Genomic DNA, 25,596 nt, shown 5'->3' on the forward strand with positions numbered 1-25,596 from the left:
AACGGAGAGGATATTAATCATCACTGATGGTGACCATCGGTTTTGCCGAGGCGGGTGAGGCGGTGGACGGCCTCGTCGATGACCTCGTCCTTCTTGCAGAAGGCGAAGCGGACGAAGTGGGCGCCCCGTTCCTGGCGGGTGTAGAAGACCTGGGTGGGGACGGCCACCACGCCCGCCAGCGACGGCAGCTCGCGGGTGAGGGCCAGGCCGTCGGAGAAGCCGAGCGGGCGGATGTCGGCCTGGACGAAGTAGGTCCCGGCCGGGCGGTAGACGTCGAACCCGGCCGCGGCGAGCCCGGCGGCCAGCCGGTCGCGCTTGGCCTGCAGCCCGTCGCGCAGCGCGGCGACCCACTCCATCTCGTGGCGCAGGCCGTGGGCCACGGCGAGCTGCCAGGGGGCGGCGGCGGTGAAGGTGAGGAACTGCTTCACGGTCTGCACGGCCCGGACCAGCTCCGGCGGCGCGCACAGCCAGCCGGTCTTCCAGCCGGTCACCGAGAAGGTCTTGCCCGCCGAAGAGATCGTCACGGTGCGCTCGCGCATGCCCGGGAGCGTGGCGAGGGGGACGTGCTCGACGCCGTCGAAGGTGAGGTGCTCGTAGACCTCGTCGGTGACGGCGACCAGGTCGCGCTCCCGGCACAGGTCGGCGATCTCCGAAAGCTCCGCGCGGGTGAGGACCGTGCCGGTCGGGTTGTGCGGGGAGTTGACCAGGATCACCCGGGTGCGGGGGCCCACGGCGGCGCGCAGCTCGGCCGGGTCGAAGGTGAAGCGCCCGCCGTCAGGGCGCAGCGTGACCGGCCGCAGCACGGCCCCGGCCAGGGAGATCGCGGCGGCGTAGGAGTCGTAGCAGGGCTCGAAGGCGATCACCTCGTCGCCGGGCTCGCACAGCGCCAGGACCGACGCGGCGACCGCCTCGGTGGCCCCCACGGTCACCAGGATCTCCCCGTCGGGGTCGTAGGCGAGGCCGTAGTGCTCCTTGCGGTGCTCGGAGACGGCCTGGCGCAGCTCGGGGACGCCCGGACCTGGCGGGTACTGGTTGTGCCCCTCCCGGATCGCCGACGCCGCCCGCTCCAGCATCGCCGCCGGGCCGTCGGTGTCGGGGAAGCCCTGCCCGAGGTTGATCGAACCGGTCCGTACGGCCAGCGCCGACATCTCCGCGAAGATCGTCGTGCCGAACCCGCGCATCCGCGCCACCAGGGGATCGTTCATCCGCCCAGGGTAACCGGCACCGGATCCGCCGATCGAGTACGAACCGGTCCCCGGGTCCCGGTACGGTCACCACATGATCATTTGGCTGAACGGCACTTTCGGCGCGGGCAAGACGACCACCGCCGGAGAGCTCGTCAAGATCGTCCCGGACGCGCGGGTCTTCGACCCCGAGGTGGTCGGCTTCATGCTCCGGTACCTCAAGGTCCTGCCCGAGGTGCCGGACTTCCAGCAGTGGCCCGCCTGGCGCGACCTGGTCGTGGAGACCGCCGTCCGGCTGCTCGACCACGTCGGCGGGGTGCTCGTCGCCCCGCAGACGGTCCTGGTCGAGGGGTATTGGGCGGAGATCCGCGACGGCCTGGGGAAGGCGGGCGTCCCCGTCCGCCACTTCCTGCTCCACACCGACGAGGACACCCTCACCCACCGGATCGAGACCGACCTCGTGGAGACCGGTGCCCTGCGGTGGCGCCTGGACCACCTCCCCCGCTACCGCGCCGCCCTGCCCTGGCTGCGGCGGGCGGCGGAGGTCGTCGACACGACCGGGATCGCGCCGGAGCGGGTCGCCCGCCTGGTCGCCTCCGCGGCGGGGTACCGGTGACCAGTGCCAGCCGGTGACCGGTGACCGGTGCCGGCCGTACCCGGGGGAGGACCCCGTCCGGGACGGGGAGGCTCAGGCGCGGCCGGCGATGACGTCGCGGTACCAGCGGTAGCTGGCCTTGGGCGTGCGGGCCTGGGTGGCGTAGTCGACGTGCACCAGGCCGAACCGGGCGGCGTACCCCCGGGCCCACTCGAAGTTGTCCAGCAGCGACCAGCAGAAGTACCCCCGCACGTCCACCCCCTCGTCGAGGGCGGCGCGGGTGGCGTCCAGGTGCGCGGCGAGGTAGGCGACGCGGCCGGTGTCGTCGAGGTCGCCGTCGTCGCCGTAGCCGTTCTCGGTGACGAAGACCGGCGGCAGGCGGGGGAAGCGGGCGGCGAGGCCGGTGAGGGTGTCGCGCAGGCCGTCCGGCTCGATCCGCCAGCCCAGCCCGGTGACCGGCGGCCCGTCCGGTGTGACCGTGCGGACGCCGATGTCGAAGGCGGGGCGCAGCGCCGGGTCGGGCTGGTCGTACGGCGCGGCGGCGGCGTGGATCGGGTAGTAGTAGTTGACCCCGAGGAAGTCCAGCGGCGCCGAGATCACCGCGAGGTCGCCGTCGCGGCGGAAGGAGAAGTCGCTGATCTCCCCGTAGACCTCGGCCATGTCCCCGGGGTAGACGCCGCCGAGCAGCGGTTCGGTGAACTGCCGGTTGACCATCAGGTCCATCCGGCGCGCGGCGGCCGCGTCCTCGGCCGACGGGCTCGCCGGCACGGCGGGCGACATGTTGAGCGTGATGCCGATCCGCTCTCCCGGGCGGGCCCGCTCCCTCAGCCGGGCGGCCGCCAGGCCGTGCCCGAGCAGCAGGTGGTGCGCCGCCGCCAGGGCCCCGTGCCCCTCGCGGGCGCCGGGCGCGTGGCGGCCCTCGGCGTATCCGGTGACGGCGGAGCAGTAGGGCTCGTTCAGCGTGGTCCAGTACGGCACGCCCTCCAGCGCCTCGTGCACGACGGCGGCGTAGTCGGCGAACCGCTCGGCGGTGTCGCGGGCCCGCCAGCCGCCCCGCTCCTCCAGCGCCTGGGGCAGGTCCCAGTGGTAGAGGGTGACGAACGGCGTGATGCCGCGTTCGCGGAGCGCGTCGACGAGGCGGCGGTAGAAGTCGAGGCCCCGCCGTTCGGGACGGCCGCCTCCCTCGGGGAGGATCCTCGGCCAGGCCACCGACAGCCGGTAGGCGCCGACGCCGAGGCCGGCGAGGAGCTCCACGTCCTCGGGCCAGCGGCGGTAGTGGTCGCAGGCGGGGTCACCCGACTCCCCCGCCGCCGTCGCGCCGGGGACCCGGCAGAAGACGTCCCAGATCGACGGGCCCCGGCCGTCGGCGTCGACGGCCCCCTCGATCTGGTAGGCCGAGGTGGCCACGCCCCAGACGAACCCGGCCGGGAAGCCCCCGGCCACCGGGGCGCGCTCTTCGGTCGCCGTCATCGAGGAACCCCCTGGAAGACCCGGTCGCGGAAAGGTCGGGGAAGGAGAGGAGGGGGAGCCGGCGGCCCTGACCGCCCCCGGCTCCCCCGGCCCACCCCGGCTCGCCCTGCGACGGAGTCACCGCCCCCTGGAGAGGACGCGACCGGCCGTCCCGGCGGGCGGGGCGTTCCGGAGAACCCGGAGAACGCGCCTGCCCGCCGGAAAACGAGCGACTTATTGAATTTCACATTTGGAACGCCCCGTTTGTCAACCCTTTTCACCATTCCTGACCGATCTCCCGAACCCGTCGTGATCAGCGGAGTCGTCTCTCCATCCCGGGCCTGTAGTTTCTCTGTAACCGGTTACATGTAACCGGTTACAGAGATGGGGTAGCGTGCGGGGGTGGCAACGATCCGAGACCTGGCCCGCCAGTGCGGCGTGTCGGTGGCGACCGTCTCCCGCGTCTTCAACAACCCCGACGCGGTGACCCGCGAGACGCGCGAGACCGTCCTGCGCGCCGCCGCGCTCCTGGGCTACACACCGAGCGCGCCGGCGCGGACCCTCGCCACCAAGCGGTCGGACATGATCGGCCTCGCGTGGGACACCGGCCACCGCGGCCCCGGATGGCGCCACCCCTTCCTCCAGGAGATCCTCGTCGGCCTGAAGACCGCGCTGAACGAGCGGGGACGGCACCTGCTGATGCTCGCCTCCAGCGAGGACGCCGACGGCCACCTGCGGGCCGTACGGCGGCACAGCCTCGACGGCGTGGTGTTCATCGACGACGGCACCGCCGACCCCACCCTCAACCGGCTGGCCGGGGCCGGCGTGCCCTGCGTCTCGCTGGACCGCCCGGTCACCGGCCGCCGGGCGACGTACGTCACCTCCGACAACGCGGGGGGCGCCGCCGCCGCCGTACGGCACCTGCACGAGCGGGGCCGGCGGCGGATCGCCACGATCACCGGGCCCGGCCGCACGCACCCGGGGGCCGAGCGGCTGGCCGGTTACCGTGCCGCGCTCGCCGCCCTCGGCCTGCCGGTCCGCGACGAGTACGTCGTGGAGGGCGACTTCTACCTCGACGGCGGGCACGCGGCGATGCGGCGGCTGCTGGCGCTGGACGAGCGTCCCGACGCCGTCTTCGCCGCCGGGGACGAGATGGCGGTCGGCGCCGTCCGGGCCGCCGCGGAGGCGGGGCTGGACGTCCCCGGCGACGTCGCGGTGGCGGGCTTCGACGACATCGAGCTGGCCTCGCTGGTCCGGCCCGCCCTGACGACCGTCGCCCAGGACAAGGCGGGGTTCGGCGAGGCGGTCGCCGCCGCGCTCATCTCCATGATCGACGACCCGGCCGCCCCCGCGCCGCCGCCCACGGTGCTGCCGGCCCGGCTGGTCGTCCGCGAGACGAGCGGGCCGCCCCGCGCCGGGTGACCTCCCCGCGCGGGACGTTCCCCTGGGCGGCCTCCCCGTACGGCGGGCCGGTCTGGTTGTCTGGATCGCATGAGCGAGACCCGACCCGCCGGGACGCCCCCGGCCGCCGCGGCGCGCAGGCTGCACGAGCTGGACGTCCTGCGCGGCTTCGCGGTGTGCGGGATCATGGTGGTCAACGCCTGGCAGCACACCCGCGCGCGCCTGCCGTCCGCCGGCCGCGACGCGGTCGACTGGGGCGTGGAGAACCTGCTGCAGGGCAGGTTCTATCCGATCTTCTCGTTCCTGTTCGGGCTGAGCTTCGTGTTGTTCCTGCGGTCGGCCGCCGGGCGGGCGCGGCATCCGCGGGCGGTGCTGCTGCGCAGGCTGGCGGTGCTGGCCTGCTTCGGCGCGCTCCACCAGCTGGTCAACCCCGGTGAGGTGCTGCTGCCGTACGCGATCTTCGGCGCGGCCGTCCTGCTGCCCGCCTCCTACCTCCCCCGGGCGGCGGTGGCGGCGCTGGGCGCGGCGGCCACCGCCTGGGCGGTGCAGGAGGGCGGCGGGCTGATCCTGGTGCCGGGGCTGTTCCTGCTGGGCGCGGCGCTGATGCGCTACGCCCCGCCGGAGCGGCTGCTGCCGCCCGCCTTCGCCGTCTCGGCGGTCCTGGCGGTGACGCTCACCGCCTGGTGGGTCCGCACCGCCGCCGACCCGGCCCTGTTCCACCGGGCCGTCTACCCGGCGGCCGGGCTGGCCGCGGCGGCGGCCTACTGCACCGGCCTGCTGCTGCTCCTGCGGACCCGGGCCCGCCGCGCGCTGCTGGCGGCCCTGGCGCCGCTCGGCCGGATGGCGCTGACGAACTACCTGCTCAGCACCGCGGCGATCCTCGCGGCGCTGCCGCTGCTGACGGCCGATCCGACCAGGTCCGGTGTGCTCGCGCTGTCGGCGGTCGTGCTGGCGGCGCAGATCGTCCTCAGCCGCCTGTGGCTGCGGCGCTTCCGCTACGGCCCCGCCGAATGGCTGTGGCGGTGCCTGACGTGGCTGGAGCGGGTGCCGAACCGCCGGGTAGTGTCGCAGACATCAACGGCTCCTTCCGCCTAGGATCCGCCGGACGAATCTCCGCCGTGGCGGGTCCCGGCGGGCGGGGCCCCATCCCAGCAGGAGGCAAACGGTGACGCGCATCGCCCTGTGCCAGATCCCCGTCGATGAGGAGCCCGCCGTCAACCTGCGCCGCGCGCGCGAGGCGATGGAGCGGGCCGCCGCCGACGGCGCCGGGCTGGCGGTCTTCCCCGAGGCGACGCTCACCCGGTACGGCAAGCGGATCACCGACCTGGCCGAGCCGCTGGACGGCCCCTTCGTCACCGGGCTCGCCGAGGCGGCCCGCGCGCACCGCATGGCCGTGATCGCGGGCGTGTTCGAACCGGGCGAGCCGGGCGCGCCGGACGGAGCGGGCGGGCCGGCGGGGCCGGGGACCCGCCTGGTGCACAACACCGCGGTGGCGCTCGGCCCGTCCGGTGAGATCGCGGCCGCCTACCGGAAGATCCACCTGTTCGACTCCTTCGGAGCCCGCGAGTCCGAGCTGGTCGCGCCGGGTGACGCGCCGGTCGTGGTGGAGCTGGCCGGCCTGCGGGTCGGCCTCGTCACCTGCTACGACGTCCGCTTCCCCGAACTGGGCCGCGCCCTGGTGGACCGGGGGGCCGAGGTGCTGGCGGTGATCGCGGCATGGGGGTCCGGCCCGATGAAGGAGGATCACTGGGCGACCCTGGTCCGGGCCAGGGCGATCGAGAACACGGTCTGGGTGGCGGCCGTGGGCCAGGCCCCCAACCCCGCCTCCCGTGACGGCTTCGGCGTCGGCCGCAGCATGCTGGTCGACCCGATGGGCGTCGTCCGCGCCGACCTGGGGCCGGCCCCTGGGGTGCTGACGTCCGTACTCGACCCTCAGATCACGATTGACACCCGGAATGCCCTGCCGTGCCTGGAACACCGGCGGCTCGGAGCCGGCGGATCGTAAAATGCGACCGTGAGTGATCCACCTGGGCGCAGAACGCAGATGCAGAAGGTCATCCCGCCTCGGCTGCTCGTGCCCTACCTGTCAGGCAGGCGGACCGTCATCTCGGGATACGTCTACCGGGTGCAGGACTGCGCCCGCCTGACCACCCCCGCCCAGCTCTTCACGGGTCTCGACCTGGGATTCGAGGGCTCGGAGCTGACCGCCACGACCCCGGAGATCTACCTCATGCGCTGGTTCGCCCGCGACATCGACGACTACGTCGTGCCGTACGGCCCGCATATGGGCGGTGACTGGAACGATGCACCGCCGTTCACCGGGAACGGCTTCACGACCTCGCGCGAACACGGCATACCGCAGTTCCACACCATGCCCGCGCCGATCCCGGCCGGAGCGGAGATCGTCCACGTGACCTCCGGCGGCGAGCGCCCGTTCGGCGTCTACGACGGCCTGACCTGGCGGCCGGCGGCATGAGCGACGAGATCGAGCCGGTGGCGTCGGGTTTCGTCGCCCACTATGGCGGGCGGACCCACGTCGCGGCCCTCGGCCCGGGCGCCTCGGAGGTCACCCTGTTCGACGAGGAGGCCCTGGAGGGCTTCGAGCCCGCCTCCGGGTACTGGCGGGCCGTGGTGGAGCGCGAGGACCTCGACCGGCTGACGCTGGTCCGCACGGTGGGCTCGTTCGGCGGCGAGCCGTGCCTCGTCCTCGACGTCTCCGAGGAGAACGGCGAGGAGAGCCTGCACATCGCCTACACCGGCCACAGCGGCCTCAAAGCCGAGGCGCTGGGCTACTGGATGGTCGACCACGGCGCCTACGAGGTCGTCGTGCCGCGCGAGGAGGTCTTCTCCGTCCGCGTGGAGCGCGTCCCCATCCCCCTCACCCTCCCCGCCGCCGAGGAGTGACCCGGGGCCGGCTCCGTCCGGCCCCGGCGGCTTCTCCCGGCCGGTCCTGACACCTCGGCCCCGCCGAGTGACCCGGTCCCGGCGGCTTCTCCCGGCAGGTCCCGGCTCCCCAGCCCTGGACTCCGGCGTGACCCGGCCCCGGTGGTCTTTTCCGGTGGGGCCCTGTCAACCGGCGGGCCCTCCGGGTGTCTCGCTACCATGATCGACGTTTCCGACATGCCAGGCGTCTCGTCCGGGACGCCGCCCTCGTTCGCCGAGTTGTTCGCGGCGCACCATCCGTCGATGGTGCGCCTGGCCGGGCTGCTCGGCGCCGACGACCCCGAGGACATCGCCCAGGAGGCGTTCGCCCGCCTCCACGCGCGGCGGGCCCGGCTGCGCGACGACGGCGCGGCCGTCGCCTATGTCCGGTCCACCGTCTGCAACCTGACCCGTAACCGGCTGCGTCACCTGCGGCTGGCCCGGCTGCGCCGCCCCGAGCCGCCGCCGGACGCGCACAGCGGGGAGCACCTCGCCCTGGTCGCCGAACGGCACCGGGAGCTCCTCGCCGCCGTCGACCGGCTCCCCCGCCGCCAGCGCGAGGCCGTCGTCCTGCGCTACTGGCTGGACCTCTCGGAACGGGAGATCGCCGACGCCATGGGCGTCTCCCCCGGTTCCGTCAAGACGCACACCAGCCGGGGCCTGGCCGCCCTCGGCAGGGCTCTCGGGGAGGAATCATGAACGATCTGGAGGAGCGGCTGCGCGCCGCACTCGACGCCCGCGCCGGAACCCATGACACGTCCCCGGACGCCTATGCGAAGGTCCTGGCCCGCGGCGAGCGGATCCGGCTGCGCCGCCGGGCCGTGCTGCTCCCCGCCGCGGCCACGGCGGTGGCGGCGGTAGCGGCCGTGACCTGGTCCGTCGCGGGCCCGTCCGCGGGAGACCCGGAGGGCACGAGCGTGGCCTCCGCCGCCGGCCCCGGGTCACCGCTGGGCAGGGCGCTGCGGGAGGACCCGCCGACCGGCCAGGTGCTCACGATCCCGCACCCGGAGTTCCCCGGCACGCCCATCCGGGTCTGGTACAGCCGCTCCGGCAAGGGCGGCCCGCTGCGGTTCTGCAGCGCGCGGCCGACCACGGCCGCCGGGGACATCGCGGCCCGTTGCGTCCTCGCCGAGCCGATGGACGCCGAGGAGGCCGGCCGGATCGGTGACACGAACGGAACGCTTCCCCTGCCCTCCGAGATCGTCACTTTCGGCCCGGCGAAGGCGGCGGTCGGCTCGGTCAGCGCGACCCTCGGCGGCCGTGCCTTCCCCGGTCTCGTGCTCCACGGGCGGGGCATGCCGCTGCCCGTCTGGGTCGTCCGGTTCTCCGGCTCCGCCCGTACGAGTCCGCCGCAGGTCAGCTACGACTTCACCGACGAGAAGGGGAGAAGGCTCCAGCGGCTGGACGACGTCGTCGCGCCGGCCTGCTTCAAGGCCACGGCCCCCGAGGGGGCCGGTGTCCCCCTGACCGGGCGGCTGACCGCCCACCTCGACCGGGAGAACTGCCTGGTGTTCTGGTGGGACGGGCAGCAGGCCGGGGTGGTGGGCGGCGACCCCGCCGCGACGCTGGGCGCCCGGCTGAGACGGGGGAAGGAGCCCCTCGCGGTCTGGGCCGGCCCGGGGACGGCCGTGGCCGGGCTCTGGTACGGCTACACGAGCGCGGAGACCGTCCGCGTCGAGGTGCGGACGGCCGGCGGCGGGCGGGCCTCCGTCCGCACGGTGGAGGGGTTCCCGGGGCAGGGGATCCGCCTGTTCGGCGGCGAGCTGCCCCCGGACGCCGACCCGCCGCGGGACGGCGCGGTGTACGTCGGGTTCGACGCCGGCGGCGCGGAGATCTGGCGGCACCGCGTGCCCTCGAGTGAGGAACGGAGGACGCGCGGGCCCCGGTCCACCCTCGGGGCCACGCCCACCTCGTGACCGCAGGGGTGAGCCGCACCGGTCCGGTACGGCCGGCCGCGGGGGCGCGGCCGTACCGGCGACCGGCGGGCTCACGGCGTGTCGGCGGGCCCGAGGCGCCTACCGGCGGGCTCAAGGCGTGTCGGGGTGCTCACGCCGTACCGGCGCACTCGTGCCGTACCGGCGGCGGGCTCAGTGCGTGCCGAGCCGCCGGTAGCGGGCCAGGCGGGCGGTGAGGCGGTCGGCGGGCGGGGCGGCCAGCAGGCCGGCGATCTCGTGTTCGAGGGCGGCGGACAGGCGGCGGCAGAACGCCTCCGGCTCGTAGGCGGCGTCGGGGAGCTCGGGGATGACCCGGTCCACGATGCCGTCGCGCCGCAGGTCGGTGGACTTCACGCCCTGGGCGGCGGCGATCTCGGGGGCGAAGTCCACGCTGCGGTACAGCAGCGCCGAGGCGCCCTCGGGGGGCAGCGGGGACAGCCAGGCGTGCTGGGCGCACAGCACCCGGTCGGCCGGGAGCAGCGAGAGGGCGGCGCCCCCGGCCCCTTCGCCGAGCAGAAGGCAGACGGTCGGGGCGTCGAGCGTCACCAGGTCGGCCAGCGACCGGGCGATCTCGGCGGCGAGGCCGCCCTCCTCGGCGGCCTTCGACAGCGCCGCCCCGGAGGTGTCGACCACGGTGACCAGTGGCAGGCCCAGCTCCGAGGCCAGGCGCATGCCGCGGCGGGCGACCCGCAGCCCGGCCGGGCCGAGCTGGGCCCCCGACCGCCCCCGCTCGCGGTCCTGGCCGAGCACGACGGCGGGTGCCTCGCCGAAGCGGGCCAGGGCGATGAGCAGGCCGGGGTCGTTCTCCCCCTCGCCGGTGCCGTTGAGCGGGGTGACGTCGGAGGCGCCGTGGCGCAGCAGGGCCCGCACCCCGGGGCGGTCGTCGCGGCGGGAGCGGATGACCGAATCCCACGCCTCGACCGGCTGGACGCGCTCGTCCGCCTCGGGTTCCTTGACCCGCACCTCGCGCGGCGCGCACAGCACCGCCAGCACGCCGATGGCGACCTTCCGGACGTCCTCCGCGGAGACGACCGCGTCGATCAGGCCGTGGGCGAAGAGGTTCTCGGCGACCTGGACGCCCTCGGGGAACGGGTAGCCGTGCAGCGACTCGAACACCCGGGGCCCCAGGAAGCCGATGAGCGCGCCCGGCTCCGCCGCGGTGACGTGCCCGAGCGATCCCCAGGAGGCGAAGACCCCGCCGGTGGTGGGGTGGCGCAGGTAGACGATGTACGGCAGGCCCGCGGCGCGGTGCGCGGCGACCGCGGCGGTGATCTTCACCATCTGGGTGAAGGCCAGCGCGCCCTCCTGCATGCGGGTGCCGCCGGAGGCGGGCGCGGCCAGCAGCGGGAGCCGCTCGGCGGTGGCCCGCTCGACGGCGGCGGTGAGCCGCTCGGCCGCGGCCACCCCGATCGACCCGGCGAGGAAGGAGAACTCGCAGGCGACGACCGCGACCCGGCGGCCGTCCAGCAGTCCCTCGCCGGTGACGACCGACTCGTCGTATCCGCTCCGGGCGCGGGCCGCGGCCAGCTCCTCGGCGTAGTCGGACCCGTGCTCGGCCGGTTCGGCGGGCGGGGCGTCCCAGGAGCGCCACGTCCCCGGGTCGAGGACGATGCCGATCATGGTGCGGACGTCGGGACGGTTCGGGCTCATCGGATTCCCCCGGTCCGGGCCGGGAGGAGGGCGTCAGCCTTCACGGTCCTCCAGCCACGCGAGGACCTCGTCGTTGTGCTGGCCCAGTGTCGGCGGGGCGGTGTGCCGGGCGGGCGGCTCGCCGTCGAAGCGCAACGGCGGGCCGGGCAGTTCGATGGCGCCGAGCACGGGGTGGTCCACCTCGACGAGGAGGCCCTGCGAGCGGGTCTGCTCCCAGGCGTAGACCTCGTCGATGGACCTGATCGCCCCGGCGGACACGCCGGCCGCGTCGAGTGCGGCCAGCCAGTGGGCGCGGTCGTGCGCGGCCAGTGCCCGTTCGATGTCGGCGACGAGCTCGTCGCGGTGCTCGCACCTGTCGCGGTTCGTCGCGTACCGGGGGGCGGCGGGGTCGAGGCCCAGCAGCGCGGCCGCCTTCCGCCACTGCGCGTCGTTGCCCGCGGCGATCTGGATCATGCCGTCGGCGCAGCGGAACGCGCCGTAGGGGGCGATGGAGGGGTGGTGGTTGCCGACGCCCGCGGGGACCTCGCCCGCGACGGTCCAGGCGGTGCCGTGGTAGGCGTGCACGGCGGTCACCGAGGCCAGCAGGGAGGTGCGCACGACCTTGCCGCGCCCGGTCCGCTCCCGCTCGTAGAGGGCGGCGGCCACGCCGTAGGCGCCGTGGATGCCGGCCAGCAGGTCGGCGATGGGAGAGCCGACCCGGTACGGCTCGCCGGGCGGGCCGGTGACGCTCATCAGCCCGGCCTCGCCCTGGGCGATCTGGTCGTATCCGGGGCGGCCGCCCTCGGGGCCGTCGTGGCCGAACCCGGTGATCGACAGGATGACCAGGCGGGGGTTGAGCTCGTGCAGCCGCGTCACGGGGAAGCCCAGGCGGTCCAGGACCCCGGTGCGGAAGTTCTCGACCAGCACGTCGCTCCGCCGTACCAGGCGTTCGACGAGGGCTCTGCCCTCGGGTGTCTTGAGGTCGGCGGTGACCGAGCGTTTGTTGCGGTTGGCGGCGAGGAAGTAGGTGGAGACATCGGCGTCCGGGCCGACGAACGGCGGGCCCCAGCCCCGTGACTCGTCGCCGCCGCCGGGGTGCTCGACCTTGATCACCTGGGCGCCCAGGTCGCCGAGCATCTGCGCGGCGTGCGGCCCCGCGAGCGCACGCGACAGGTCGAGGACGACGATGTCGCCGAGGGCTCCGTGCAAGATCAACCTCCGTCGGTGGTGGTCGAGCCTAGTCGAACCGAGGCGGGGAAATCATTCTCCGCCATCGGCGGGGCCGCTCCGTACCCCGGATCGCCGCGGCTTCCCACTAAACCATGACAGAAGTGAAAAATGTTGTCAGAAACCGCGGCCTCTCTGGGGATCCGCAGGTTTTTCCCCAGCTTTCCGGTGGTTTCTAATGGAAAGGTGGATGTCATCTCCTTCGAGAATCTCGCCCGGACGGTTCTGGAACTGCCGCCGTCGTGCGGCCCGGTCCGCGTCGTCGCGGTGGACGGGCCCGGAGGGTCCGGCAAGACGACCTTCGCCGGACGGCTGGCACGGACCCTGAACGCCCAGGTGGTCCACAGCGACGACTTCCCGGTGCCGTGGAACGAACCGCCGGTTGCGTGGTTCCGGCACGTGGAGGAGGGGGTGCTCACCCCCCTGGCCGCCGGCGAGCCGGGCGGGTACCGCCGCTACGACTGGGTCCGGGAGGCCTACGCCGACTGGGTGGCGGTGCCGGTCGCGCCGGTGCTGCTCCTGGAGGGGGTGAGCACGGCCCGGCGCACCACCCCGGCCGCCCTCACCGTCTGGGTGGAGGCGCCCGGCGACCTGCGGCTGGCGCGCGCCCTCACCCGGGACGGCGCCGGGTTCGCGCCGCAGTGGAAGCAGTGGACGCGGTCCGAGCAGGAGTGGTTCACCGCCGACGGCACCCGCGAGCGGGCCGACCTCCTCATCGACGGCGCCGCCGTACCGGGTGAGTTCGTCCTGCTGGACCCGGCCGGCGAGGACTCCCCCGGCTGACCTTCGGCTCAGTCCTGGGCCGGCGCGGTCGTGCAGGGGGCGTCGCCGCAGACGTCGACCACCAGGCCGTCCCGCAGGAAGTGGGCCTTCTGCACCCGCGCGCGGACGTCGTTGCGCGGGTCCTCGTGCGGGTCGTGACCGTACTGCGGGCCGAGCGGGGGGACGTTGACCGTCGGCGGGACGGGCGTGCCACTGTCCCAGACCACCAGCGCCGACCCCTCGTACGGCTCGCGGGGCAGCGCCCGCAGCCCCCAGAACGGCACCACGTCCGGGCTGCGGTCCCCGGTGAGGGCGGGCCGGTGGATCCGGGCCCCGATCGTGCGGGCCTCCACCTCGGCGGTCACCGTGGAGACCTGGTGGTCGCCGAAGGCGGCGTGCAGCAGCACGCGGTGGCGGGGCGAACCGGGCAGCGGGTCGTCGGTCAGGTGCTGGGCGTAGCCGTTCGTCTCGGCCCGGTCCCACAGCATCTGCATCAGCGCGAAGCAGACCTGCTGGGTGAGCTTGTCGGGGTAGGAGGCGTCCATGAGCCGCTGGAACGGCTGGAAGTCGACGCTGCGGTTGAGCAGCGTGCTGTAGTTCATCCCCGGCACGCCCAGCACGGCGTTGCGCACGTCGGGCGAGACGGCGACCAGCGCGCCGCCCGCGATGGCCCCCTGGCTGTTGCCGTCGTAGGCGAGACCGGCCCGCCGGTCGATCAGCGCCCTGCCGTGCCCGTCCTGGAAGGCGTCGTGGCCCGCGAAGCCGTCCCCGGCGGTCATCGCCCGGCCGAGGAGGACGAAGTCCAGCAGGCTCTGCTGGAGGCGGTCGGTGACCGTGCCGAACCGGGAGAGGTCTGCGAACACGCCCGCCACGTGCTGGACGTCCTCCTCCGCCATGCCGATCCACTTGGTCGCGCAGAAGACGAAGCCGTGCTCGGCGGCCATCGCCCGCACGTTGGCCGCGCGCACCTCGGTGGCCCGGCCCAGCAGCCCGTGGCCGTACAGGGCGGCTCGGGCGGGCCGCCGGAACGCCGAGCGCGGGATCTCACACTGGTACTGCGCCTTCAGCGTGTCGCCGAGCGGGCGGGGCAGCCCGTCGGGGCCCCGGTTGAGGCTCGACCCGGGCGGGCCGCCGGGCCTGTCGAGGTAGTTGGGGACGGAGATCTCGCCGGTGACCTCGCGGGCGATGCCCGGGTCCTGCTCGGGTGTGAGGTCGGTGACGGAGCCGACCGTGAACTCCGGCGAGCGGCCGCGCAGCGAGCGCAGCGTCCGGTCGCGCATGGCGAGCACCGGCCCGGCGATGCCCTGCTCGCTGGCGACGGTGAAGTCCCAGGCCAGGTAGAGGTCCCCGGCGTCCACCCCGGCCCGCCCGAGATCCTCGACCGTACGGCGCAGCGCCCGCTGCCGGGCGGCGAGCGGGTCCCGCGCCGGCAGGTCGTCGCCGAGGAGCCGGGCGAAGGTCTCCGGCGCCGGGAGGTCGCGCCCGTCGGCGTCCTTCAGCCTGCGCAGGGCGACGGCGTAGCGGTGCCCCTCCCGGAAGTTGCGCGCCGGCCGCACGATCAGCGCCCGCCGGGCGGGGTCGGCGGCGTTGGCGTCCAGCTCCGCCCAGTACGGCCAGCGCTCCCCGGTGCGGGTGTCCACGATCACGACGGGGGCGTCGCGGCGCAGCGACCACCCGATGTCGGTGACCGGCGCGGCGCCGGTCCTGCCCAGGTCGATCCCGGGGACGTGGGCCAGCAGCATGGACCCGGGTGAGAAGCCGTCGGCGGCGTTCCACTGCGCCGGATCGACGGGGACGCCCGCCGCGTTGCGCGGCATGGCCTCGGCCGCGAGGTTCATCCGCAGGCCGGTACGGGTGCGTGCCCGGGTGGTGAACCAGTCGTTGGGGAACGGCAGCAGGCATTCGACGCCGGCGACGGGATCGCATCCGGCGGTGCCCGGGGCGGGCGTCGCGGGCCGGACGGGCTCGGCGTGCGCGGCGGTCTTCGAGAGGGACTTCGCGACGGCCTTCGAAAGAGACCGCGCGGCGGTCTCGGAGAGGGACTTCGCGACGGACTCCGGGAGGGTCCGCACGGTGATCTCCGGAAGGGTCCTCGCCGGGGCCCTCGCTGCCGTCTCCGAGGCCGACTCCGAGACGGACTCCGAGACGGACCGGGCGGCGGCCTTCGCCGGTACGGGACCGGTCTCCGCGGGGGCGGGAACGGCCGTGATCGACAAGGACGCCGCGGCCAGCGCGAGGCTCGCCACCACCGATCGAAGGCGCATGCGCGTCCCATCCCGTCTCCCGGATCGTCCCTGACCCGGCGACGATCACAAATGTCCAACCGAAGCAGAACCCAGGACGATCTCCCCGTCAATGGGAGATCACAGGATGACGTCAAAGCGTGTCGAACCCGTTGTAAGAGACCGCAAGGGCGAAGGCGTGGCTTGACACGCGCCGGGAAGGTCTCCACTATTTACCTAATTCATTAGTGAAAGGTGGCGGCGTGATCGAATTCCGCCTCGACCGGGGGTCGGGGGTGGCGACCTACCTCCAGCTCGTCCAGCAGGTACGGCACGCCCTCCGCCTCGGCGTCCTGCGGCCCGGCGACCGGCTGCCCACCGCCAAGGAGGTCGTGGCCCAGCTCGCGATCAACCCCAACACCGTGCTCAAGGCGTACCGCGAGCTGGAACGGGAGGGCCTGGTCGCCGGGCGGCCCGGCCTCGGCACGTTCGTGCAGCGGTCGCTGGGCCAGACCTCCATGGACGACCGCGCCCGGCTGCGCACCGAGCTGGTCCGCTGGGTGCGCGACGGCCGCCGGGCCGGTCTGACGCTGGAGGACCTGGAGGCGCTCATCGCCTCGGTCCTGACCGACTCCTTCCGGCAGGAGACCGCATGAACGCGCCGGAGAGCGCCTCCCTTCGTCAGGAGAACCGGCGGGAGACCGCCTTCTTCCGGGAGGAGGCCGTATGAACGCGCTGGAGACCACCGGCCTGGGCATGCGCCACCGGCGCACCTGGGCGCTGCGCGACTGCTCGGTGGCGGTCCCGGCCGGCCGGGTCGCCGCCCTGGTCGGGCCGAACGGCGCGGGCAAGACCACCCTCCTGCGGCTCACCGTGGGCCTGCTCACCCCGACCACGGGGCAGGTGCGGGTCTTCGGCCGCCCGGTCCGCGAGAGCGGGGAGCGGATGGCGTTCGTGGCCCAGAACAAGCCGCTCTACCCCGGGTTCCGGGTGTCGGAGATGCTGCGGTTCGGCCGCGGCCTCAACCCCCGCCGCTGGGACGACGCGGCGGCCCGGCGGCGGCTGGCCGAGCTGGGCATCCCGCTCGACCGCAGGGTCGGCCGGCTCTCCGGTGGCCAGCGGACCCAGGTGGCGCTGACCGTCGCGCTGGCCAAGCGCCCCGACCTGCTGGTGCTGGACGAGCCGCTGGCCGACCTGGACCCGCTGGCCCGCGACGACGTGACGCGCGGCCTGATGGGCGCGGTGGCCGAGACCGGCCTGACGGTCCTGCTGTCCTCGCACGTCGTCTCCGAACTGGAGGGCGTCTGCGACTGGCTGGTCGTGGTCAACGGGGGCCGGGTCCAGGTCAGCGGCGACATCGACGACCTGATGGCCCGGCACAGCCTGCTGACCGGGCCGTCCGACACCGCCGGCGCACTCGCCGCCCGGCTGCCGACGGTCTCCCGGGGCGGCACCGGACGGCAGGCCACCCTGCTCGTCCGCGACGCCGCGCCGCCCCCCGACCCGCGCTGGAGCGCCCGCCCCGTGACGCTGGAGGAGATGGTCCTGGCCTACTTGCGCGCCCCCGACGCCGCGGCGCTCCCCCGTCCGGCCCTGTCCCCCGCGCCCTGACCTCCGCGCCCCGGCTTCCGCACTCCGGGTCTCCCCGGCGCGCCCCGACCTCCGATCCCGGCCGTCCCCGGTCCGTCCTGACCTCCGGATCCCGATCTCCGTACCCCGGGCCGGCCGCTCCGGTCCGGCCCTCCTGCGGCTCCTCCGATGAGCCCTCCACGAGTCCCTTCGGGAGGAACCCCCTTGTTCTGGCTGACCTGGCGGCAGCACCGCACGCAGATCCTGGTGACCGGCGGGCTGCTGCTCGCCCTGGGGATCCTGCTGCTCGTCTCCGGCCTGCGCGCCTCCGCCTACATCGCCGGGCACGCGCCGCCCGGCTGCCCCGGCTCCGGCGTCGCGTGCCGGAGCGTCAACTCGGTCCTCTACGAGGACTACTACAACCCCGTCTACCTGGTCTTCGGACTGCTCCCCTTCCTCGGCGCCGGGCTGGTCGGGGCGTTCTGGGGCGCGCCGGTGCTCGCCGCGGAGTTCGAGCGCGGCACCAACGCCCTCGCCTGGACCCAGTCGGCACCGGTCCGGCGGTGGCTGGCCGTCAAGCTGACGACACTCGGCGGGATCGTCGTGGCCGCCGCGCTCACCGTTTCGGTGATGATCAGCCTGTGGCTGACGGTGTTCGAGGGCGCCGTCGGCGAGCGGAAGCTGCAGGCGGGGACGTTCACCGTGATCGGAGTCGTCCCGTCCGCGTGGTGGCTGTTCGCCTTCATGCTGGGCACCGCCGCCGGGGCGCTCGTGCGCCGCACCCTCGCGGCGATGGCCGTGACCGTTGCGGTGATCGCCGTCGCCATCCCGGCCGTCTTCTTCTCCAGGGACGCCTACGCCGAGCCGGTGCGGACCGTCACCGCCGAGCGGACGGCGCTCTACGAACGCGGCGACCTGCTGGTCGAGGAGTCCTGGGTGGACCCCTCGGGCCGGGAGATCGCCGTCCCGCCCCCCGCCGCCTGCCCGCCCCCGGCGGGGGTGGACGTCCGCTCCGAGCGGGCCCAGATCCTCAGGGAGGAATGCCTGGTCGCCGAGGGCTACCGCCGGGCGGTCTACCACCACCCCGTGGACCGGTTCTGGCGCTTCCAGTGGACCGAGACGGCCATCCTGCTCACCGCCGCCCTCGCCCTCGGCGCCCTCGCCGTCCTCCGCACCCTCCGCCACCGCGGCTGAACCGCAGGTCGTCCGGAGCCGTCACCTGAAGTCCACATCGGCATACGGCAGGCCGCCGGACAGTGACGGGAAGCCGGGGCCGCGGTCGAAGAAGGGCGCGTTTCCGGGGAGCAGGGCGCGGAGCTCGGCTCGGCGGCGGGCGGTGGCCTCGGCGTCGACCGTCGGCGCGTCCACGGGATTCGGGCCGTCCGCGTCGTGGGAGCCGTACGAGCTGTACAGGCCATCCGGGACAGCGGCGGTGGCCGACCCGTCGGGGAGGCGCAGGATCACCCCGTAGTCGTCGCGGGCGCTCTCCGGCGAGACCTTGCCGTCGCGGACGTCGGCGGCCACCGCCTCCGGGTCGCGGTCCAGCGGGCAGCCCCAGCCGCCGCCCCCGGTGGTGCGCACCCGGATGACCTCGCCCGCGCGGACCGGGGCGTCGTCCACCAGGCCCTCCATCGCCCGGCCCTCGATCTCCACGGAGAACGGCCGCCCGGCCCGCCCGCCGTTCACCCCCCAGCACGACAGGATCGACCGGTCGGCGATGGACATGAACGAGGCGTCGCGCAGCATCCGGATGTGCTTGTCGTAGCCGAGGCCGCCCCGGTGGAGGCCGGGGCCGCCGGAGTCGCACGCCAGGCCAAGCCGCTCGACCCGCAGCGGCCAGCGGGACTCGGCGAACTCCACCGGGATGTTCCGCGAGTCGGGCACGACGTGGATGGTGTCCTCGCCGTCGGCGTACCACCGGCCGCCCGAGCCGCCACCGAGGACCTCCCGCATCAGGTACGGCGCGCCGTCCGCGCCGGTCCCGTGGACGCCGGTGTAGCGGATGGTCTCCTGGTCGGCCGGCATCCGCCCGCCGGTCGCCTTGGCCAGCACCCCGGCCAGCACGCCGAGCAGCCGCAGGATCACGAACGTGCGGGCGTTGGTGGGGGCCGGGAAGATCGGGGTGAGCAGCGTGCCCTTCTCCGGGAAGCGCATCCCGATCAGCGGGACGACGCCCTCGTTGACGTCCAGCCCGGCCATCCGCTCGGGGGTGTCGGCGAGGTTGCGCAGGATCGGCGCGAGCCACTTCTTCAGGAACACCCCGCCGGCGTAGTCGCCGGCGTGGTTGATCGGCCCCTTCGCCTGCGGTGAGGTGCCGGTGAAGTCGATGACCAGCGGCACGGCGGCGGAGTGGTCGACGGTGAGGGTGATCCGCTGGGCGTGCAGCCGGGGCGGGTCGACGCCGTCGTGCTCGGCGTAGTCCTCCCAGACGTGGACCCCCTCGGGGATCTTCGCCAGCAGCTCCCTGCGGAACGTCTCGGCGGTGTTCGCGACGATCGCGTCGAAGCACGCCTCGACCGCCTCGCGCCCGTAGCGGGCGAACAGCTCCGCCAGCCGCCGGGCGCCCATCAGGCAGGCCGAGCACTCGGCGTCCAGATCGCCGGCCAGCGAGTCGGGCATGCGGGAGTTGCGGGTCATGATGGTCAGCGCCGCCCGGTTGGGCACGCCCCGGTCCCACAGCCTGATCGGCGGGACCATGAGGCCCTCCTCGAACACGCTGCGCGCGTGCGAGGGCATCGACCCCGGGACCGTCCCGCCGATGTCGTCGTGGTGCCCGAACGCCTGCACGAAGGCCACCACGTCGCCGTCGTGGAAGACCGGGACCGTCACGCACAGGTCGGGCAGATGGCCGATGCCGCCCTCGGACAGGTAGACGTCGTTGTGGAAGAACACGTCACCGGGGTTCATCTCCGCGACCGGGAAGTCGCGGACCACGGGCTGGACCAGCGCCGAGTACGACCTGCCGGTGAGCTTGCGCAGCCGTACGTCGTGGATGCCGGCGCGGAAGTCGTGGGCGTCACGGATCATCGGCGAGCGGGCGGTGCGGGCGATGGCGGTCTCGACCTCCCGCTCCACCGAGGCGAGCGTGCCCTCGACGATCTCCACCAGCACCGGATCGGCCGCGCTCATCGGTCGCTCACCACTCCTCGCCCGCTCCGCGGGCCACGCCCGGCTCGCTCCCGCTTTCCGCCATCGGCTCTCCCTCGCTCAAGATTCACGGCGCACCTCCAGGTTCCCGTACTCGTCCATCCGCGCCGTGAAGCCCGGGTGCAGCGGCAGCGTGGAGCCGTACTCCTCGATGACGGCCGGGCCGCGGACGGTCGTCCCGGGGGCCAGCGCGGCGCGGCGGTGGATCGGCACCCGCGCCCACCCGTCGTAGAAGACCTCCCGGACCGACGCCGGCGGCGGGGGTTCCGCGACACCGTACGGCCTGCGCCGGATGGCCGGGCGGGTGATCGGGCCGATGCCGGAGACGCGGAGGCTGACCCATTCGACGCCGTGGCGGGGGTCATCGGGGTAGCCGTACCCGTACAGCCGCCGGTGGGCCTCGTGGAAGCGGGCCAGCACCTCGGCCCGCCACGCCTCGTCCGGCGGCCCGGCCGGTACGGGCACCCGCACCTCGTACGCCTGGCCGTAGTAGCGCAGGTCGGCGCTGCGGGCGTAGACGTGCCGGTCGGCGGGGAACCCCTCGCGGGTCAGGGCCGCGGCGGCCCGCTCCTCCAGCTCGCCGAAGACGTCGGCGGCGTCGGCGAGGGAGAGGTCCCGGGTGACGAAGGTGCGCACGTAGTCGTCCTTGACGTCCACGGTGAGCAGGCCGAACGCCGACACGTTGCCCGGGTCGGGCGGCACCAGCACCGAAGGCAGTCCGAGGATGTCGATCAGGCGGCACGCGAGCAGCGGGCCCGAGCCGCCGAACGCCACCATGGGGAAGTCGCGCACGTCCAGGCCCCGTCCGACGGTGATCCGGCGGATCGCGTTGGACTGGTTGAAGGCGCTGATCTCCAGGATGCCGGCGGCGGTCCGCTCGGCGCTCAGCCCCAGCTTGCCCGCCAGCTCCTCGACGCCCCGCCGCGCGGCGCCGGCGTCGAGCGGGATCTCCCCGCCCAGCAGGTACGGCGGGACCCGGCCGAGGAAGACGTGCGCGTCGGTGACGGTGACGTCGGTGCCGCCGCGGCCGTAGCAGAGCGGCCCGGGGTCGGCCCCGGCCGACCGCGGCCCGGCCTTGAGCGTCCCCTCGGGTGAGATCCACGCGACGGAGCCCCCGCCCGCGCCGACGGTCACCATGTCGATCATCGGGATCTTGCACGGATAGCGGCCGACGGAACCCTCCGTGGTCAGCGACGGCTCACCGTCGACCACCACCGCGACATCGGTGGAGGTGCCGCCGCCGTCCAGGGTGATCACCGACGGATGCCCGGCGGTGGAGGCGATCAGCGCGGCGCCGAGCGCGCCCGCCGCCGGGCCGGAGAGCACCGTGGTGACGGGCCGGTGGACGACCTCGGCCGCCGACAGCATGCCGCCGTTGCTCTTCATGACCGAGAACGGCATGCCGAGCCGTTCGGCGAGCCCGGCGATGTAGCGGCGCACGGTCGGCTTGACCGCGGCGTCCACCAGGGTCGTGACGGATCGCTCGTACTCGCGGTACTCACGCAGCACGTCGCTGGAGATCGAGACGACCGCCTCGGGGTGCTCCCGTGCCAGGATCTCGCGCATGCGCAGCTCGTGCGCGGGATTCGCGTAGGAGTGCAGGAAGCACACGCCGATCGCGGTGATCCCCCGCTCCCGGAACCACCTGGCCGCCGCCACGGCCTCCTCGTCGTCGAACGGCCGGACCTCGGCGCCGGTGTGGTCCAGGCGCCCGCCGACGGTCCTGACCCGGTGCACCGGGACGATCCTCGGCGGTTTCACCCAGAAGTAGGAGTTGCCGTAGCCGTCCGGGACGCTCTGCCGGGCGATCTCCAGGATGAACTCGAACCCCTCGGTGGTGACGAACCCGAGGCCGGAGACGCGGTCCTCCAGGAGCTGGTTGGTGGCCACGGTCGTGCCGTGCACGACCGCGCTCACCCCCTCCAGGCGGTCGCCCCTGTCACCGACCTCGGTCCCGACACCGCCCTCACCCTCCGCTCCGGCCTCGGCTGCGGCCCTGGCCGCGGCGAGGACCTTGCGCACCCCCTCCATGAACCCGTCCGCCGGGTCGGCGGGCGTGGAGGGGGTCTTGACGGTGGTGATCTCCCCGGTCCGCTCGTCCACCGCGACCACGTCGGTGAACGTGCCGCCGGTGTCGACCCCGATACGGACGCTGCGCATGCTCCCGTGTCTACCCAGTACGGCGGTCCCGGCGAATCGGCGGAGAATGCCGAAGCGACCCGGCACGGTTGGGCACTCTTCGGGGTACCGGCGGGGAACTCACGGGCGGACCTTCGTCGACGACCACGGCGATGACGAGCCCGGCCTTCGATCCCAGATGTTTCTTCACCGGCGGGATCTTCCATGCCTTGAGATGGGGCCGGTGTCCAGGAGCGTGGCGGTCATCCCGATCGATTGAACCGCTCCATCAGCAGGTCTTCGACCCGTTCCGACAGATCACCTTCTCCGGATGCGCCGATCCCGGCGATCGGCAGACGACGCCGAACCGGCTCAGGCGGTTCGGGATCTGCCTTCACCGAAGGCAGGAGGCGACGCGTCCGGGCCGGCGAAAACCGGTCCACCGGACGACGAAGCTCCTCATCGGCGTGTCCGGCCCCCATGACCACGAGCCTACGACTTCATGCCTTGATCGAACCGGCTTCTTTCCATTCGCCGCTTCACGATTCGAGGCCGGCGGAGAAGCGTGTGAGGCGATCTTGGGCCAGTCGTCGGCGTTCCGCTGGAAGGCGGCACGCGTTCATCGCCGTCCGCAGGAGATCAGGATCGAATCCGTGGGAGCCCATGTGATCAAGGAGAGGTTCGTAGCGATCGGGCCGATCCCGTAGGAGCTCCGTGGCCAGCCGGAGTTCCAGGCGGACCACGGGGACGCGGTGAGAGCCGCACGGGATCACGACGTAGTGCCGCCACGGGCCGGGGCCGACGCATTCCAGGCCGTCCGAGTCGGTCTGCCGCTCCACGGTGCTGATCTCTGTCGTCACCCCGTCGATCTCGTACCTGGTGAAGTACTGCGATGACTCCGGGATCCAGGCGGCCGGGTGGAGGCACGGAAACGACGAGAGGGCCGCGGCGAACGTGTCCACGTCCTCTCGCCTGGCCACCAGGAGATCGATGTCCCCGGCCGGGAGACGGACGCCCTGCAGGAGAGCGGCACCGGTGCCGCCCACCCGGTAGTCGAGGCCGGTGCCTGTGGCTCTCAAGGCCGTGAGCGCCGTGTCCAGCGTGGTCATGACGTCCGTCAGCCGCAGGGATGGTTCGCCTTCGCCCATGCGGGCCAGGGTATTGGTCACGGCGGGAGACCAGAAGCCCCATGGGCGCGGGCAGGAGCCGCGCGTGTGCGTGACGGCGGATCTTCGCCGGGCGGTGGCCTCCCTGGGACCGGCGGGAACTCCAGGGCCGTCGCGATCGCTGAACAGGTGACCGTCATCTCCGACGCATCCCCGACGTGGAAGGCATCGCCCGTGCGCAGCTCGTTCTTCGGCAACCTGGACCAGGACCAGGTCCCCGGCCACTTCGTCCTGCAGAACGCCAGGATGCTGCGGGTCCAGCTCAACGGTGAGGTGCTCGCGCGCCAGGGGTCGATGGTGGCCTTCCAAGGGAAGATGGACTTCGACTACGAGGGCGGCGGGGTCGGCAAGCTACTGAAGAAGATGGTCACCGGCGAGGGCGCGCCGCTGATGCGGGTCCGCGGGCAGGGCATGCTCTTCCTCGCCGACAACGCCCAGGATGTACACCTGTTCTACCTGGAGAACGACGCGATCACCGTCAACGGGACGAACCTGCTGGCCTTCGACCCACAGCTCTCCTGGGACATCCACCGGGTGCAGGGCGCGGGCATCGCGGCCGGGGGCCTGTTCAACACGACGCTCACCGGCACCGGCTGGGTCGCGGTCACCGCGCACGGCACTCCGGCGCTGCTCGACACCTCCTGGGGGCCGACGTTCGCCGACAGCCAGTCGGCGGTGTGCTGGAGCGCCGGGCTGGGCGTGGGGATCAACCGCACCTTCAAGGCGGCGGCGCTCATCGGGCGCGGGAGCGGCGAGGCCGTACAGCTCGCCTTCCAGGGGCAGGGGTTCGTCCTGGTCCAGGCGAGCGAGGGCCCGATCGTGCCGCAGCCGCGCGGCTGACCCGCCGGAGGACGAAGATCCGCCCGGCGGGAAGGTTCTCCCGCCGGGCGGCAGGGCCGTGCTCAGCGGCGGCGCGGGCCCATGATGGAGCCGATCACCGCGTCCGCGTCGTGCGCGTGGACCTTCGCGGCCAGCCGGATGGCCATCTCGTTGGTACGGCGCAGCTCCGCCTCGGCCCGGTCCTTGCCGGACTGGCCGACCTGGACGCCGAAGTAGGCGCCGATGATCGCGCCCGACACCCCGACCAGGCCGGCGAACGGTGCGGCGCTCTCACCGGCGCGCAGGGCGATCACGACGAACGCGACGAGGATGACCAGCAGTCCGGTGAGGACGACGTAGAACCCGTAGCGCCAGCGGGCCGCCTCGGCCTTGGCGGCGACGACCTCGTCCTCGGTCATCATCGCGGTGAGCGCGGGGATCTCCCCGGTCTCGGCGGCCTTGACCGGACCGGCGCCCGAAGGCGCAGGGGCGGTCGCGGCGGGTTTCCGGCCCGTGGAGTTCCTGTCGACGCCGTCGACGGGGGGCATGGAGGGTTTCGTGGTCGTCACGGGCTCTCCCACTCTCTCAAGGTCAAAAGGGGATCTCCCTCTCTGTTCACATGGTGCCGGATCCGGCCGGACTCGGCCGTGCCGGCAAAGGACCTGTTAATTCCTACCAGCGCACCGTCCGCCCAAACACCCCGCCCCGACCCACTAGGCTGGCGGCCCGTGACCGAATCGTCCGCGCTTTCGACCGTTCCCCCCAGAACCCGGGACGGGGTGCTGCGCTTCTACTTCGGCCCGATGGACTGCGGCAAGTCCACCCTGGCCCTGCAGATGAACTACAACCACGGCCGTCAGGGCAGGCGCGGTCTCGTGCTGACCAAGCACGACCGCTCAGGCGGGCCGAAGGTCACCAGCCGGATCGGGCTCGACAGCGAGGCCATCGAGGTGGAGGACGACCTCGACCTGATGGCCCTGGTCCGGCGGCACGAGCCCGTCGACTACGTCATCTGCGACGAGGCGTGCTTCTACACCGTGGACCAGATCGAGCAGCTCGCCGACCTCGCCGACCACCACGGCGTCGACGTCTACGCCTTCGGGCTGGCCTCGGACTTCCGGTCGCAGATGTTCCCCGCCGCCCAGCGCCTGTTCGAGCTGGCCGACGAGATCAGCCGCCTGCAGGTCGAGGTCCTGTGCTGGTGCGGGCGTCCCGGCCTGCTGAACGCCCGCGTGGTCGGCGACAAGATGGTCCACACCGGCGAGCAGGTCGTCATCGGCGACACCGACGCCGCCCCGATCCGCTACCGGGTGCTGTGCCGGCGGCACCACCGCGCGGGCGACCTCGGCGGGGGCTGACCGGGCCCGGCGTCCTCACCGGGCCTCCGGGCCGCCGGACCACCGCCTCCGGGTCGCCGGGGCCTCCTCTCTCCGTGGCCCCGGCGGAAGGGGC

At 73.7% G+C, this 25,596-nt stretch carries 24 protein-coding genes; 14 read left to right on the forward strand and 10 right to left on the reverse strand.

Annotation, left to right across the window (positions count from 1 at the left end; genetic code table 11):
- Window positions 1–20: 20 nt before the first annotated feature.
- Complete coding sequence (locus tag AB0D67_RS03960) at window positions 21–1,205, reverse strand: pyridoxal phosphate-dependent aminotransferase (protein WP_362929615.1); 1,185 nt, start codon at window positions 1,203–1,205, stop codon at window positions 21–23.
- 73 nt (window positions 1,206–1,278) lie between these two features.
- Here AB0D67_RS03960 and AB0D67_RS03965 point away from each other — a divergent pair, with 73 nt between their 5' ends.
- On the forward strand, window positions 1,279–1,800 hold the full coding sequence (locus AB0D67_RS03965) for an AAA family ATPase (RefSeq protein ID WP_362929617.1): 522 nt from the start codon (window positions 1,279–1,281) through the stop codon (window positions 1,798–1,800).
- A gap of 72 nt (window positions 1,801–1,872) precedes the next feature.
- Here the strand turns inward: AB0D67_RS03965 and AB0D67_RS03970 are convergent, their stop codons facing one another.
- Window positions 1,873–3,249 carry a GH1 family beta-glucosidase gene (locus tag AB0D67_RS03970; protein ID WP_362929619.1) on the reverse strand — a complete coding sequence of 459 codons (1,377 nt, stop codon included), beginning with the start codon at window positions 3,247–3,249 and terminating at the stop codon, window positions 1,873–1,875.
- Between the two features lie 381 nt (window positions 3,250–3,630).
- Between AB0D67_RS03970 and AB0D67_RS03975 the strand changes: the two genes are divergently transcribed.
- From AB0D67_RS03975 to AB0D67_RS04005, 7 genes are all read left to right on the forward strand, one after another.
- Window positions 3,631–4,650 (forward strand): LacI family DNA-binding transcriptional regulator, encoded by a 1,020-nt coding sequence (locus AB0D67_RS03975; protein WP_362929621.1) that lies wholly within the window; start codon window positions 3,631–3,633, stop codon window positions 4,648–4,650.
- Between the two features lie 69 nt (window positions 4,651–4,719).
- Window positions 4,720–5,724, forward strand: coding sequence for a DUF418 domain-containing protein (locus AB0D67_RS03980; protein WP_362929623.1), 1,005 nt, complete (start codon window positions 4,720–4,722; stop codon window positions 5,722–5,724).
- Window positions 5,725–5,794: 70 nt separating this feature from the next.
- Window positions 5,795–6,634, forward strand: a complete 840-nt coding sequence (locus AB0D67_RS03985; protein WP_362929625.1) for a carbon-nitrogen hydrolase family protein — start codon at window positions 5,795–5,797, stop codon at window positions 6,632–6,634.
- Window positions 6,635–6,643: 9 nt separating this feature from the next.
- Entirely contained in the window at window positions 6,644–7,105 is a 462-nt protein-coding gene (locus tag AB0D67_RS03990; RefSeq protein WP_362929627.1) for a hypothetical protein, read from the forward strand.
- Window positions 7,102–7,533: a hypothetical protein gene (locus AB0D67_RS03995; protein WP_362929629.1), complete on the forward strand. Its 432-nt coding sequence runs from the start codon at window positions 7,102–7,104 to the stop codon at window positions 7,531–7,533. The genes AB0D67_RS03990 and AB0D67_RS03995 overlap by 4 nt, the downstream gene beginning before the upstream one ends.
- A 216-nt stretch (window positions 7,534–7,749) precedes the next feature.
- Window positions 7,750–8,250, forward strand: coding sequence for a SigE family RNA polymerase sigma factor (locus AB0D67_RS04000; RefSeq protein ID WP_362929631.1), 501 nt, complete (start codon window positions 7,750–7,752; stop codon window positions 8,248–8,250).
- Window positions 8,247–9,467 carry a hypothetical protein gene (locus AB0D67_RS04005; protein ID WP_362929633.1) on the forward strand — a complete coding sequence of 407 codons (1,221 nt, stop codon included), beginning with the start codon at window positions 8,247–8,249 and terminating at the stop codon, window positions 9,465–9,467. The genes AB0D67_RS04000 and AB0D67_RS04005 overlap by 4 nt, the downstream gene beginning before the upstream one ends.
- Window positions 9,468–9,638: 171 nt before the next feature.
- On the opposite strand, the gene AB0D67_RS04010 is transcribed toward AB0D67_RS04005, so the two are convergent.
- Together AB0D67_RS04010 and AB0D67_RS04015 are read right to left on the reverse strand one after the other, a co-directional pair.
- Window positions 9,639–11,135: a carboxyl transferase domain-containing protein gene (locus tag AB0D67_RS04010; RefSeq protein ID WP_362929635.1), complete on the reverse strand. Its 1,497-nt coding sequence runs from the start codon at window positions 11,133–11,135 to the stop codon at window positions 9,639–9,641.
- A 33-nt stretch (window positions 11,136–11,168) separates the two neighbouring features.
- Window positions 11,169–12,323: a CoA transferase gene (locus AB0D67_RS04015; protein ID WP_362929637.1), complete on the reverse strand. Its 1,155-nt coding sequence runs from the start codon at window positions 12,321–12,323 to the stop codon at window positions 11,169–11,171.
- 204 nt (window positions 12,324–12,527) lie between these two features.
- Between AB0D67_RS04015 and AB0D67_RS04020 the strand changes: the two genes are divergently transcribed.
- Entirely contained in the window at window positions 12,528–13,124 is a 597-nt protein-coding gene (locus AB0D67_RS04020) for a hypothetical protein (protein ID WP_362929639.1), read from the forward strand.
- A gap of 8 nt (window positions 13,125–13,132) precedes the next feature.
- Here AB0D67_RS04020 and AB0D67_RS04025 read toward each other — a convergent pair whose 3' ends face one another.
- Window positions 13,133–15,367, reverse strand: coding sequence for a hypothetical protein (locus AB0D67_RS04025; protein WP_362929641.1), 2,235 nt, complete (start codon window positions 15,365–15,367; stop codon window positions 13,133–13,135).
- A 221-nt stretch (window positions 15,368–15,588) separates the two neighbouring features.
- Between AB0D67_RS04025 and AB0D67_RS04030 the strand changes: the two genes are divergently transcribed.
- The 3 genes from AB0D67_RS04030 to AB0D67_RS04040 all read left to right on the forward strand — a co-directional run bounded on the left by AB0D67_RS04030 (window position 15,589) and on the right by AB0D67_RS04040 (window position 18,088).
- The gene (locus AB0D67_RS04030; protein WP_362929643.1) at window positions 15,589–15,981 is read left to right on the forward strand and encodes a GntR family transcriptional regulator; all 393 of its coding nucleotides are present in this window, start codon (window positions 15,589–15,591) and stop codon (window positions 15,979–15,981) included.
- Window positions 15,982–16,051: 70 nt separating this feature from the next.
- Window positions 16,052–16,936: an ABC transporter ATP-binding protein gene (locus AB0D67_RS04035; protein ID WP_362929645.1), complete on the forward strand. Its 885-nt coding sequence runs from the start codon at window positions 16,052–16,054 to the stop codon at window positions 16,934–16,936.
- 183 nt (window positions 16,937–17,119) lie between these two features.
- Window positions 17,120–18,088, forward strand: coding sequence for a hypothetical protein (locus AB0D67_RS04040; RefSeq protein WP_362929647.1), 969 nt, complete (start codon window positions 17,120–17,122; stop codon window positions 18,086–18,088).
- A gap of 21 nt (window positions 18,089–18,109) precedes the next feature.
- On the opposite strand, the gene AB0D67_RS04045 is transcribed toward AB0D67_RS04040, so the two are convergent.
- The 4 genes from AB0D67_RS04045 to AB0D67_RS04060 form a co-directional block, all read right to left on the reverse strand.
- Window positions 18,110–20,023: a hydantoinase B/oxoprolinase family protein gene (locus tag AB0D67_RS04045; RefSeq protein ID WP_362929649.1), complete on the reverse strand. Its 1,914-nt coding sequence runs from the start codon at window positions 20,021–20,023 to the stop codon at window positions 18,110–18,112.
- 78 nt (window positions 20,024–20,101) lie between these two features.
- The gene (locus AB0D67_RS04050) at window positions 20,102–22,201 is read right to left on the reverse strand and encodes a hydantoinase/oxoprolinase family protein (RefSeq protein ID WP_362929651.1); all 2,100 of its coding nucleotides are present in this window, start codon (window positions 22,199–22,201) and stop codon (window positions 20,102–20,104) included.
- A gap of 221 nt (window positions 22,202–22,422) precedes the next feature.
- Window positions 22,423–22,641 carry a hypothetical protein gene (locus AB0D67_RS04055; RefSeq protein ID WP_362929653.1) on the reverse strand — a complete coding sequence of 73 codons (219 nt, stop codon included), beginning with the start codon at window positions 22,639–22,641 and terminating at the stop codon, window positions 22,423–22,425.
- A gap of 57 nt (window positions 22,642–22,698) precedes the next feature.
- Window positions 22,699–23,307, reverse strand: a complete 609-nt coding sequence (locus AB0D67_RS04060) for a hypothetical protein (RefSeq protein WP_362929655.1) — start codon at window positions 23,305–23,307, stop codon at window positions 22,699–22,701.
- 192 nt (window positions 23,308–23,499) lie between these two features.
- On the opposite strand from AB0D67_RS04060, the gene AB0D67_RS04065 reads away from it, so the two are divergent.
- Window positions 23,500–24,165: an AIM24 family protein gene (locus AB0D67_RS04065; RefSeq protein WP_362929657.1), complete on the forward strand. Its 666-nt coding sequence runs from the start codon at window positions 23,500–23,502 to the stop codon at window positions 24,163–24,165.
- 62 nt (window positions 24,166–24,227) lie between these two features.
- Here the strand turns inward: AB0D67_RS04065 and AB0D67_RS04070 are convergent, their stop codons facing one another.
- On the reverse strand, window positions 24,228–24,713 hold the full coding sequence (locus AB0D67_RS04070) for a hypothetical protein (protein WP_362929659.1): 486 nt from the start codon (window positions 24,711–24,713) through the stop codon (window positions 24,228–24,230).
- Window positions 24,714–24,872: 159 nt separating this feature from the next.
- Here AB0D67_RS04070 and AB0D67_RS04075 point away from each other — a divergent pair, with 159 nt between their 5' ends.
- The gene (locus tag AB0D67_RS04075; protein WP_362929661.1) at window positions 24,873–25,502 is read left to right on the forward strand and encodes a thymidine kinase; all 630 of its coding nucleotides are present in this window, start codon (window positions 24,873–24,875) and stop codon (window positions 25,500–25,502) included.
- The last annotated feature ends 94 nt before the right edge of the window (window positions 25,503–25,596 follow it).

It is taken from the genome of Streptosporangium sp. NPDC048047, assembly GCF_040653115.1.
Classification (GTDB): domain Bacteria; phylum Actinomycetota; class Actinomycetes; order Streptosporangiales; family Streptosporangiaceae; genus Streptosporangium.